Genomic DNA, 12,846 nt, shown 5'->3' with positions numbered 1-12,846 from the left:
GTGGCAGGCTATCAGTAATATGGAGCATCGACTCAAGTATAAACTCGCTATTAACGACCTCGTCTGTCGCCATTAGCTCGCTTCTTGGCGCGCTGCTTGTGGGCATTTCTCCCTCCTTTTCTGGGTGTATCTACACTCTTAGTCAGATCAGGCTCAAAGCCTGCTAACCATTGCTGAGGCAATCGCTTATCGAGCACGACTTCGACTTCTTCCAGCAGGTGTTCATCTTCACGACAGAGTAATGTGATTGCAACGCCTTTATTACCGGCGCGGCCCGTGCGGCCGATTCGATGAACATAATCCTCGGCCTTATAGGGCAATTCATAGTTGACCACATAGTTAAGGTCGATAATATCTATCCCCCTTGCAGCAACATCGGTGGCCACCAGCACGCGAACCTCACCATCCTTAAAACTTTGCAGCACCTTTTCCCGTGCACCCTGAGAGAGATCACCATGAAACGCCTGGGCCTCAATTCCCGCCTTGGTTAAGTTAGTGGCCAGCTTGTCGGCGGCCAGCTTCTTACGGCTAAAAATGAGTACCTGCTGTAACTTACCCGACTCGATAAGATGAGTGATTAGGGCAAGCTTTCTGTCACTGTCGACCGCATAAACCCGCTGCTCAATTTCGACAGCCGCGGCATTTCGCTCACCCACCTCGATACGTTTAGGACAGCGTAATAGTGATTGACTCAAGCCATAGAGTGATTCGTCGAAGGTGGCAGAAAACAACAAGGTTTGGCGAGTCTTAGGCAGCTGTTTGACGATGGCATCTATCTCGTCTTTAAAGCCCATATCCAACATGCGGTCGGCTTCATCGAATACCAAAAACTCAAGTTCATTAAGGCTCATAGATCCACGCCTTAAGTGATCCAGCAGACGCCCCGGGGTTGCAACCAAGATATCGACTCTGGCCGCTAAGATCTGAGCCTGAGCATCTATGCTGACGCCGCCATATACCAGAGCTGATTTGAGCCGAGTCTGCTTAGCGTATTTAACGAAACTCCCATGGACCTGGAGGGCGAGTTCACGGGTTGGCGTCAACACTAGGGCACGAATGCCAGGTACTCGAGAGCAAGATGCTGCCTCAGGCTCCAGCTGGTTCTTTTCATCTAGTCTGAGTAGCGGTTCACTCAACTTTTGCAGGATAGGCAGCGCAAACGCGGCGGTTTTTCCCGAGCCAGTTTGGGCACCAGCCATGATGTCCTGCCCAGCTAAAATGGCCGGTATAGCCTGAGTCTGGATCTGTGTAGGCTGGCTATAGCCTAATTCGGTCAAAACCTGCAGCAATTCTGGTCTTAGGGATAAGGATGAAAATCCATGATGAGTAACAGAGTCGACGAGTTCAGACATACGGGTAAATACCTAGATTAAAGCAACAGAGAGAATGCCGCGAATTATATCACTGTTTAGCGGGAATAAGGATTCAAACAACATCAGGCAGCATCACTAGCTAGAAAATAGCGACTTTGGCAATATATTCTTTGGCCTCTGCTCTTTTAAGCTCTTTATGCCTAATAAAAATTCCGGGGAGTTACACTCATTATAAGTTGGCATAGGCTTATACTAATGCCATGCTAAAGCTAAATTAAAGCTATTATGATTAAAGGTTAATAAGGAAGCGTTATGGACGAGAAACGTAAATTTTCAAGGATTCTATATGCCACTGGCGCAAAGCTGACTCAGGCAGATAAGGTCTGGACGACTAAGATTCTCGATATTAGTCTCAATGGTGCACTTGTTGGGGAACCAGACTCCTTTACAGTAGATAATACGCCCATCATTCTCAGTTTCACTCTTCAGGGATCAGATATCGAGATGCAGATGGAGACCCGCCTTATCCATCAAAAATTCGGCCGTCTGGGCCTCAGGTGTGAGTATATAGATGTGGATAGCATCAGTCACCTTCGCCGCATGATCGAGCTCAATACCGGTGATTCATCCATGCTTAATCGTGAACTTGAGCTGTTTATTGTTGATCACGAAAGTCAGGACAACTGACTTAGAGCCATATTAAGTTAAGGTTTGTCCCCGATAAACTCTGCGGCTTAGATTTCATCAGTCACGATACAAAGGCCTGTCACAGCCTCTTCGCCATAAACTTGTATTGTAGCAAGCAACTTGTGATCAGCTAACGGATATTGATTGTATGAAAGATAGGTTGGCGTTGCGCTAATGTCTTGACCATCAACGCCATCGATTCGATAAATGTTACTCAGTATCGGTGTCTTGTAGCCACCATCAATCTTAACTACCGGCTCATTCGAACGCAGAATATTTATATTAATCATAGTGATATCATCACCACCTTTTACCTTGCATGTTAGGTCACTTGCCTGCGCTACACCCGTCACTGCTGCTATGCTTAAAGTTGAGGCAAATAATACTTTATTAAATATATTCATTGGGTGTTATCTCATTATATAGAATGGTTAGTGTGTACTTACACGGCTTAACGAGTTTGTGCCATGGATTTAGCGTCATGCATTAATATTAGCTATGAGCCAGCAGATGTTAAACAGTGGCACCTAAGGATGTGTTTAATATGGCATAAAACTATCGCGCCATATGTTAGCTAGATCAATATTCTTTCAGATCGCCTTAGCCAAACCCTATAATTTCGTCTTGTTTGAGCCTTCTTTGAGTATAGTTAACTGTACACCTAGGATTGATAGCGCTTTGTTAGTCATGGCAGAGAACACCCCTGACACAGGGTCGCCATATTATTTCTGGCTCCAGTATTACCTTGGTTACATCCTATAGCGGAGTGCTTTGGCCATAATGACCTAAGATCCCCCTTTCACTTAGGTGATCTCATCGTCATTATGGCCAAAGATTCTATTTATTTAGGCAACAAGACGCCTCTCATATCAATAGCCTAGCTCATCCATATATTGCATTGCTCGGGTGGGATTAACCAAGCCATGGCCCCAGATTTCATCTACACCAGGTTCACCTAGATCATCTGCTGTAACAAAGATGATATTAGCCAGTTCACTGGCGGACAGTGCGGGTGCGCGTGTCTTTATCATGGCAGCAAGTGCACTGACATACGGGCTAGAGAAGCTTGTTCCTTGTTTGCCGTTAATGGTGTAGGGCGCCACAACGCCGTGATTTTTCAATATACCGAATGGCTTTTGAGGACGCTCGGGATCACCGAAATACCCGGCAACCACAATCCAACTATTAGCCTGGGCTTTATCGATTGCGGCGACGACTGTCATATCACATGCCTTGTAGAGATGTTCCCATTGTGATTGCTCGACGCCGGCAAAATACTCCTCTAATCTACTGGCGCTAAGCCCCACAGTCCGTCCTAACTGGGCAGCCTCCTCGGTACAGGTTGTGCTCGAGTTACCGGCAGAGGTGATTTTTAAAGGCAGCTGAGGGTAATAATCATTGAGGCTTTTTAGCCCTTTCAATCCAGCCGAATAACTATAGGTACTCGAGCTTATGTTTATCACATCCGCTTTGAATGCCTCTTCTGACAAGTCTATCGGTGAGCTGTCTAGTTGATCACTATTGATATTAGAGGTTTTAAACACCACCTCATTGGCAACATCAAGCTCGTGATTATATTTCCCCTGAGCCACAGCCATTACAAAACCGCCATGGGAGCCTTCATCGTACCAAGGTTTATCAGCAAACGAATCGCGTGTCACCAGCATCACCACATCGTCTTCTGGCACGGGTGACGTCGTCGCAGATGCGGTCAGCAATTCAATTTCACTGATTCCGATTGGCTTAACATTGGATGGAAAATACAGACGATAATATTGATAAGAACCCTGATGGCTTGCTGAAACCTCGAAGCTTTGTTTCATCATTTCTGGACCGAAATCCACTCCGCTTCTTTCATCTAACGTCACCCAGTCATTACCATCTAAACTCGCCTGCAGCAACCAATGCTCCGGCGCCATATATTTTGATTGCGCCTGTATGCTGTAGTTAGAAATTCTCTGAGGACGGGTAAAGTTCTGTGCTATCCATTCATTATCCTGGCTGGCTGGGCGCCAATAGGTATTATCCGAAAAATAATAGCCACCACTAACATTATCAAATGCTAAACGATGCAGATCAGGTAAATATTCGAACGCTGTGTCGGTCATTACCCAGGAATTAGAACTTGAGAGTGCAAAATCTGCAGAACTCACATCCTCTTGCTGGCCCGTATCATCATCTCCACGCTGACCATAAAACTCCAGCATTTGGACGTTGGCAGAATAGTTTTCACCTATGGTATAGAGCCGATAATATTGATACTCGCCAATCTTTCCCTTTGGAATTTCATAGTAGGTCAACTCACTACTAATATGGCTCTGTTGCAGTTGAGAATCTAATGTTTGCCAAGCAATACCATCGTGGCTCGCCTGAATTTTAAAGTTCTCAATGTAACCCTTTACGGCGTAGCCGGTAACTTCCATTGCTTCTGGGAATAACTGGCCTAACCAAGAATCATGAGTTAAGGCAGGATGCCAAGAAGTTGACGGATTGCCATCAAAGGCTCTTGCCATACCAAGTGGATCTTCCTCATAGCCTTTATCACCATATATCAGGCTAGTATTCGCGAAGGCGAAATCAGCCAAGGCAATATTGTTACTTTCAGCTGAAATAGCCTGAACAGATAACAATGAACCAATAATTGACGTTGCAACACACGACTTAATAAGTAGTTTACGCATCATGTTTTCCCTTGTTTTTATATTTTTATAATGAAATTCACACAAATACCCGACACACCTTGGTATAGAAAATAGAGTCAGCCCCTTATAATCTTCAGCCCCTAACACAAGCTACCAAGCCAAGCCAATATTAAACTAATGTAAATAACTGACATCAGATAAAATACCAGATTAGAGTATTTAGTAAACTCTACCTTCGGGCTTGGATACAAAATAAAACAAACATGACAGTTTCACCATCCGACATGAATGGCTCTTAAATCACTCTAAAACTCGCTATAGCGTCTCATTATCACATCGATAAATTTAGCGCTAAACAAGAGTAATTGATAAACCTCTAACGAATCAAAAAAAGAACAAATAAGATAGTATAAATAAACGTATCAATGTCACAAAACGACTTTCAGTGACAAAATACAGTTCGTTTTTCGATAGTTTAACCATCAATGGATGAATATAATAAGGGTCAAACTTTAGTTAAATGGAATTTAACAATAATGAAATACCCTATTCTATTAGTCAGTTTACTCGCTTATCAAACTGTTTCTGCTACCGAGTTAGATTTTATTTACCCATCTCAAGAGGATGAGATAAATAAATCTATGTTAGTAGAGTGCGCTATCGATAATAATTCGTTATTTACAGGTGATTCTTTAGAAAGAATCATTAGATTCAATATCGTCGATTTGTTAGAGGGTGAAAGTGATGGCAAACACGAGATAGCCTGTGAAGTCAGTGCACAAATTGCCGATGAAGACTATTCAAACAATAGCCTAATCCACGATGTAAATTATACCATTGAATTTGATGCGATAAAGTTCAAACTAGGGGCAGAAAGCAGCTTTGGCAGTAACGCACCTATATACCACGACGGTTACGGCTATGGCATTGCACCAAGATACCCAAACTGTTATCTGTTAGGTGAATTGGTATACGATGAAGAATGTCTGACGGCGTATTATGGTGACGATGAGTTTTACCTAAAGGCTTTAGCAGGCCCCATGGATGTTCAGTGGCATTATGATCCATACGCGACAAGTGTTGGAGTCTTTATTGAACCTAACCCTAGAGTTCTGCCTTAATTTTTTAAGATCAATTCAAAGTCACTCCAAAATCAGGCCGCTAATTGCGGCCTTTTTCATGACTAAACAACGAAAACACCGAATTTCGTATTAGGCGACAATTAACTTGGCCAGTTCGCGACAATTAGCTTGTCCGGTTATGAGTCACAAAAAGTAGCAATTTGATTAGTTAAAAATCAAAGGCTAACTAAGGTAAAAATACCTTAGTTAGCGAGGTATTGTCTTGATGGGGGGAGAGCGTCCATATATGGCTCGGTTTAATACGGCTGTGACCTTCGACAGCAGGGCGAGGTTTCACAGCGTGAAACTATCCGAGCGAGAGATAAGGATATCGAACTGGCTCTTAAACATGGAGGTTGTTTGAAACCGCAGAGTTCCCATGGATGATTTTTATTAAATCAAGAGCCAGCATGTCACAGACTCTTGTAAAAGTAAGAGTGCACATCCCTCGCCGGACAGACGTTAGATAACAAGAAAGTTATGGTATCCAGTAAACTAACCAAATACCAAATCAGCTCCCTCATAAACACCCGAATTATAGCCTGTTGGCCCAATCGAAGAGAGAAAATCATCCAGTGTAGAGCGGCTGCGAGCTTCCAAAAAGGGACTTTTTGGCAGAGCCTACAGGGACTGTACCTGCGGCGTCTCGCAGAAGTATCTGCATATAAGCGAGCCGCAGGCTACAAGTAACAATGAAGCTCAAAGTTATCATCACACAAGCCAATACCTATCCACCAAAATGAACTCACATGAAGCCACAAACAAAATGAGTAGAGTTAATTTATTAACTCAAGGAAGTCATGAATAGTCTTCACCGGATAAATCTTAGCCCCTAACCCTTCCATCGACTTGTGATAGTTGCGATGCGGAATATAGATCTCGGTAAAGCCATGCTGCACCGCTTCTTTCACCCGTGGCACACCGCTATCTATGGGACGCACATCGCCATTTAAGCTCAGCTCTCCCATGATGCAGGTGGTCCTGGGCACCACAAAATCATTCAAGCTACTGAGTAATGCGGTGACTAAAGCCAAGTCGATACAGGTTTCTGACTCGTCGATCTTCAAACCACCGACTAAGTTGAAGTAGGTATCATGAAAAATCTTAGTGCGGGTATGCTTACGCAATATCCCCGTCAGCATTTTAATACGGTTCATATTGAGGCCGACGCAGACTCGCTGTGGAAATTCACCTTCGGTTTCGGTGGTTAAACACTGGATCTCGAGCAACAAGTTACGGTTGCCCTTGCGAATACAGGTGATCGCCGCCCCTGGAGATTCAGTCGTCGAACCCGAGAGGAAAATTTCACTGGGGTTATCGACACTGAGCATGCCCCGCTCTGTCATCTTGAAGATACCGACAGTATCGACATCACCGAAGCGGTTCTTATTGGCTCTTAGGGTACGAATTTGACCATCGTTGCACTCGAGGTGAGTGAGACAGTCGACGATATGGATCAGTGTCTGCGGGCCGGCAGTTTCATTATTTTTATTCACGTGGGCCACGAGAAACATGGTGACGTTATTTTGCTTACAGTATTGAGTCAGCGCCTGAGCGCTGCTCTTAACTTGAGAAGGAGAGCCGGGACTGCCATTGGCTAGATCTGTGACGACCGCTTGAATCGAGTCGATGACGGCAAATTTGATCTGCTTGGCATCGAGCTCGGCTATGATGGCTTCGACGCTCGTTTCCGCCATCAGGTACAAATTGTCTTCATGATAGCTTAACTTGAGGCGATTCACCCGATTCTTAAACTGTGACAAGGACTCTTCTGCGGTACAGTATAGCGATGGCATCAGCTGGGACATGCGAGATACTAGGTCTGATAACAGGGTCGTCTTGCCCGCACCGGGATCGCCAGAGATGATATTCACTGAGCCTGTGGTTAAACCACCGCACAACACCCGGTCAAGCTCACCTATGCCGGTGAGCATCTTCTCGGCTTCGACTTCTCTAATCTCGTTGAGCTTCTTAGAGCCACCACCCACAGAACCCGCATAGCCAGACACGGAAGAACCCGCCGATTTTATTGACCCCAAGCGTACCTCAGTGATGGTATTCCACTCGGCACAGGCGCTACACTGCCCCTGCCAACGAGGAAAATCATGCCCGCACTCATTACATACAAATGCTGTTTTATTTTTAGCCATAGCTCTTTATTACATAAGTTAAAAAATAGAGTTAACCTAACAATTAACCCGTAAGTTCAAAGAATAACGTACAACGAAAGCCAATAATGACTTAAGATAAAAGTAATGAACACATCCCATTTTAGGCCTAAGCGGATATGCCAATATACGGGTAACACAGATAATCAGTGCTAAGCCGTAATCATAACGATTTAAATATGCTAACTAGCCTTATTAAGTGTCAAGTAATATGGCTAGTTGCCGACATGATACTATAACCGCCTTCGTTTTCAGCCTCAAGACTAGCAGATACGGTTACATAGCCCTCTTAGAAGAAGCGAGTAAATGAGTTTAGACCAACATAGTGCCCTAATTGAACAGCTCAAGCCCCTGCTAATGGAACCCGATTTCCAAGAGCTATTCGAGAGTCTGACCACAGACGAGTCCAATTCTACTCGCTTCTTACTCAAGATGGAGCTCAATCGCATCTCGTCGCTGTGCACTCGCATCATAGATCTAAGACACAGATCTGAATTGCCCTGTAAAGCGCTTATCCATGGCAAGCAGCAACACTTTTTAGATGACCCAGCCCAAGAGAGTTTTCTCGAATCGGTGGCGCTCTATCGAAATCAGTACACCTTAGGGGTTTATGAGAATGTCATCGAAGCCCACAAACTCAGAAAACTAAAACTGAGAGACGGGGGGAAAGCCCAAGATGAGCGTCCGGCCACTCCTTATATGGCCCAAGGGGTTGTCTTAGGCAGTTATTTCAATCGTAGTGAAGAGAGGATGAACTACAGCATACGGATCTCTGTACTTCAGCCTAATCGCGCAGAGGTCCAGGGGATCTCCTTGGACTTGTCTGTCGGTGGCGCCAGAATTCGACTCCCACTGAAGCATCATTTCGAGCTCGGTAAACCCATCAGACTTAAGCTACTCGAACTCGGTGAGGAATATTATTATGAAGATCTACAACAAGGGGTCGACTACGAAATAGTCGATACACAAACCAGCAATGAATATTGCTGGATGCGGCTCAAACGTGTTGGTGGATCCGATGCCCTATCGAAAATGCTGTCTAACCTGATCAGGGGCTATAAATTCAGATATAAGGTCGATATCAACGATGTACTCGTGGCCGCTACCGGCTTAGGCTTCGAGCGTCACTATCTGCCTCACCTACCTCATTTGCCTCTGTATCTTGAATCCATCGAGGCTAAATATCAAATTACCCATAAATTGCTCAGTCGCGATAACCAACAACTAGAGTATTATTTTCAAGACGAACAAGATGTCAGCCAACTATCGGCAATGCTCTCCCCTAGTCGCTTGAAAGCCCTACTTGATGAGCCTGAAAATAAAGATCATCAACTATTTTTCTGCTTTACCTTTCATACTCAAGGGGGGATCTACTTCTATTCGGCGACATTAGCCGAGCTTAAACAAAAAGATTTACTGGCACTCTTCTTTAGTTTCGGTGCCAGTAAGCCTTCTTGGAGAGTGTTTAAGCTGGCGCATAATAAGATCGATCACGCAAAATCCTACAAGGCCTCCATGCTCCCCGGAGACGACACTAATTACAGCGCCCTAACAGAAGCCCAGCTGAAACGATTTACCCATGTACTACAGCTTATGGACCTCACGACAGCTGAGTCCCAGCAAGGTTACCTGTCTTGGGGCAGCATATGTAACAGCAAGGCCAATGAATTAAAGATTTTCGGACAAAAGAAAGTCAAGAGTAATCCGGTAACACTGCTTTCGCTGCAGTTCAGTGAACGGCGAAATGAGGCACGCTACTCCTTCAAGACTCAGGTGAAGTTAAGCCAAGGTAAGCTATCAATCACAGGCTCGACCCATGATATATCGAGCAAGGGATTACAGTTAACCTTAGATGATGCCACTCAATTTGATAAAACGCTCCCGATACAGCTTGGATTTCCAAAGCTACAGCAGCTATCGACTAAAGTTCAACTTAGTCATCTTCCCTATCGACTGATCAAGAGCCGTAAAAAAGGCGGCATTGTTCACCTAGCAGCAGTAATGGGACATACTCCCCATGTCGGTGTCGAGTTTATCAATAAGCTCATCATTCATAACAAAGATAAATTAGACAAGATCATCGAGGCCAACAGCGAGAAGAAAGAGCTCGCCGATGGATTAAAGAACTTATTGATGCGTCACCTAGACTCTGTCCCCTATTTTATAGAAAAAACCCAGAAATCGGCCAAACTATCTATGATTGGGGTCGGCACTCATAAGAATGTTATCACAGATATCTTTGCCGCCTCGGCGAGCCAATCATTGGAATATAACCTAGAATCATTGCTGAAAGACGGTCATTTTAAGAGAGATTTTATCGACCCGATCCGGGCGCTTAAACCCCAGGATGGTCTAGAGTACTTTGAGACCTACCTGCAGATCTCCAGACAATCTCAAGGAAAAGTTAGAGTAAAGTGCATTTCACCTAATGAGATAGGCGATCTCGATGCCAGACAGCACTTCATCTATCAGAGCAATAATGTAGGTCGATTTATGGCCCTCAGGATCTACCGAGGCGCGGCAGGAAAGCCCGATCTCAACTATATTCGACGTGAGATGGAATATATCGGCATTCACGCTCCTCACAAAGCGAGGAAGCTAGAAGAGTTAATGTGGCGTATCATCGGCGTCGGCGAACTGCTGGACATCACAGAAGAAGTATTACTGAGATATCCGCAGCTGTATGTGACAGGATCTGGCATCACGGCAGATGCTGGTTAAGGTGCTATGAGCTCGTCCCTTCAGCCTGTTCATACCACATCTTAACCTGTTCGAAGTGATCACTCCTTGCATCTTTGTGAGTCAACATATCGGCATGACCATAATCATGACAGTAACCTTCAGCCTTGGACAACAAGGTATAGCGAACGTCCGCGAACTGACATTCCTGAATCATTCTTAGCACATCTTCTGGGTGTCCCAACACCTCGTCTCCTAGGCCGGCGATAAACCAGGCTTTCGGCCACTTGCCTTGGTTAGCCGTGTTGACGGCAGCTTTGCCATAATCGAAACCATCATCACTATCGATCCAATCACCGCGTACCCAATCGATACTCTGGGCCAGAGAGGAGCGACTCTCGTTATCCATGCCCATGCGCCAACGATCGGCAGGCAGATAGCCATGAGACCAGGCGATTAACGGCGCAATCTTGTTCCAGCCGATATCGACCATCAGCCATTTTTTAAGGGACTTAATCTTGATGCTACGCTTAGTACCGAAGGTGACCAGAGAGGCTATGCTCTCTTGGAACAGCGGGAACCTAGAGATGGCACTGGCCATCAGCACCCCGCCCCAGGAATGGCCACACCAGTGAATGGCTGGATTATTCCGATGCAGGGAAACGATATAGTGATGTATTAAGGGTAACTGATCTCGAATGACCTGACCTTGACCGAGTTTAGCTCCCCGGCGTAATTTAGGCGTACTCAGACCACGACCATATGTGTCGAGCACGTAGACCACAAAGCCAGACTCGGCCAGAAAACAGGCTAAGCCCTTACCTGAGTCACTGTAAAATACCCGACCGTTAGACATGGCACCATGGAGCATGAATATTGGCGGTTTGCTCATGTCTGCATTCACAGGCTTTATCTGTCTAAGATGCAGTTTTCCATCCAGATAGGGAATAAATATCGAGTCTTGTTCAATAGCCACAGCGTATATCTTATTTTAAATAGGGATGAATTTAGCTAGTAAACTACTGAGTCAACAGATAAAAAACAAGCGTAATGACGTAATCAGACTCGAGTCAAACAAGCGGCGAAGGAAAACCTAAGTGGCCAGAGGTGATAGAAGACAGTTTTAAACGAAATGTTAAATACACTTGATTGGAAGAGAGGCCCCTTCCAACCCAATAACATCTGACATCACCTGACAAGTGTACCCACTAACTCAGCAGCAACAAATAGGGCAGAGCCTTGAGATTAAGCTTGCTGATGCTGACATCGGCCGCCTGCTCGAGTTTAGGTTTTCCATGGTAAGCGATGCCATAATCGGCAGTCTCGATCATGGCTATATCATTGGCACCATCACCGATGGCGAGTCTTTGGCCCACAGGGATTTGCCACAACTCGGCGCAGCGGAGCACAGTGTCAGCCTTAAATTGCGCATCGACAACCTGGCCGCTAATGGTTCCGGCGAGTTTACCTTGTTCTATAACCAACTCGTTTGCATAGGCGGCATCTAAGCCCAGAAGCTGTTTCAAGTGACCAACGAAAGGAGTGAAACCACCTGAGGCCAGCACGAGTTTCCAGCCATAAGACTGTAACTCTTCGACTGACTCGACTAACCCTGGCATCAAGGGCAGCCGATCACACAAGTCTTGAATGATCCGCTCATCGGCACCTTCGAGCTGGGCCACACGAGCACGCAGGCTCTCTTCGAAATCCAACTCACCTTGCATCGCACGCTCAGTCACAGCCGCAACCGCGGCACCGACTCCGGCCATCACGGCCAGCTCATCGATACACTCAATCTCAATCGCCGTCGAATCCATATCCATCACTAAAAGCCCTGGCTGATTTAACTTGGCCTGCTTATCTGAAATAGGAAAGGTTTCAACCCCTTGGATAGAGGATATCAGTTGCATCTGTGCCGAGTTTAGTGACTCAGTGGCGCAGATTTCGATGCAATTGAGCCCTGTGTTGCGCTCGATAATCGCTAAACTCAAATCTTGCTGTAGCTGGCCGATGGCCGCTGCGAGTGCTGCTTCAGCTGATTTATTGTCAAATACACAACGAATTCTCATCTCACAAACCGGCGCATGGACCTCGCTATGCTTGGCCAGAGTCTGACTCAGATATTGAAAACGGTTATTTTCTCCATTCGATAACCAAGAAAACAGCAAGGTATGATTCAGACTTTTCATTTGTAATGCTTCTCCAACTACCGGGCAAGGCAATAATCAATTATGAT

General features: G+C 45.4%; 9 protein-coding genes. 3 read left to right on the top strand and 6 right to left on the bottom strand.

The features are described 5' to 3' along the window. Window positions 1-50: 50 nt before the first annotated feature. Entirely contained in the window at window positions 51-1,352 is a 1,302-nt protein-coding gene (locus HRU42_RS05960) for a DEAD/DEAH box helicase (protein ID WP_295029512.1), read from the bottom strand. A 273-nt stretch (window positions 1,353-1,625) separates the two neighbouring features. Between HRU42_RS05960 and HRU42_RS05955 the strand changes: the two genes are divergently transcribed. Next, the gene (locus HRU42_RS05955; protein ID WP_295029510.1) at window positions 1,626-2,000 is read left to right on the top strand and encodes a PilZ domain-containing protein; all 375 of its coding nucleotides are present in this window, start codon (window positions 1,626-1,628) and stop codon (window positions 1,998-2,000) included. Between the two features lie 47 nt (window positions 2,001-2,047). Here HRU42_RS05955 and HRU42_RS05950 read toward each other — a convergent pair whose 3' ends face one another. Then, entirely contained in the window at window positions 2,048-2,404 is a 357-nt protein-coding gene (locus HRU42_RS05950) for a hypothetical protein (protein WP_295029508.1), read from the bottom strand. Window positions 2,405-2,869: 465 nt separating this feature from the next. Next, on the bottom strand, window positions 2,870-4,681 hold the full coding sequence (locus HRU42_RS05945; protein ID WP_295029506.1) for a discoidin domain-containing protein: 1,812 nt from the start codon (window positions 4,679-4,681) through the stop codon (window positions 2,870-2,872). Between the two features lie 497 nt (window positions 4,682-5,178). On the opposite strand from HRU42_RS05945, the gene HRU42_RS05940 reads away from it, so the two are divergent. Further along, window positions 5,179-5,763, top strand: coding sequence for a hypothetical protein (locus HRU42_RS05940; RefSeq protein ID WP_295029505.1), 585 nt, complete (start codon window positions 5,179-5,181; stop codon window positions 5,761-5,763). A gap of 776 nt (window positions 5,764-6,539) precedes the next feature. Here the strand turns inward: HRU42_RS05940 and radA are convergent. After that, on the bottom strand, window positions 6,540-7,913 hold the full coding sequence (radA, locus tag HRU42_RS05935; RefSeq protein ID WP_295029504.1) for a DNA repair protein RadA: 1,374 nt from the start codon (window positions 7,911-7,913) through the stop codon (window positions 6,540-6,542). 324 nt (window positions 7,914-8,237) lie between these two features. Here radA and HRU42_RS05930 point away from each other — a divergent pair, with 324 nt between their 5' ends. Next, window positions 8,238-10,652, top strand: a complete 2,415-nt coding sequence (locus tag HRU42_RS05930) for a PilZ domain-containing protein (protein ID WP_295029502.1) — start codon at window positions 8,238-8,240, stop codon at window positions 10,650-10,652. A gap of 4 nt (window positions 10,653-10,656) precedes the next feature. On the opposite strand, the gene HRU42_RS05925 is transcribed toward HRU42_RS05930, so the two are convergent. Both HRU42_RS05925 and serB read right to left on the bottom strand, forming a co-directional pair. Beyond that, window positions 10,657-11,586, bottom strand: coding sequence for an alpha/beta fold hydrolase (locus tag HRU42_RS05925; RefSeq protein WP_295029501.1), 930 nt, complete (start codon window positions 11,584-11,586; stop codon window positions 10,657-10,659). Between the two features lie 232 nt (window positions 11,587-11,818). Further along, on the bottom strand, window positions 11,819-12,799 hold the full coding sequence (gene serB / locus HRU42_RS05920) for a phosphoserine phosphatase SerB (RefSeq protein ID WP_295029500.1): 981 nt from the start codon (window positions 12,797-12,799) through the stop codon (window positions 11,819-11,821). Window positions 12,800-12,846: the final 47 nt, after the last annotated feature.

Origin of the sequence: Shewanella sp., assembly GCF_013214165.1 — a bacterium.
Classification (GTDB): domain Bacteria; phylum Pseudomonadota; class Gammaproteobacteria; order Enterobacterales; family Shewanellaceae; genus Shewanella.
This window is presented reverse-complemented; position numbering and strand designations above follow the sequence as displayed.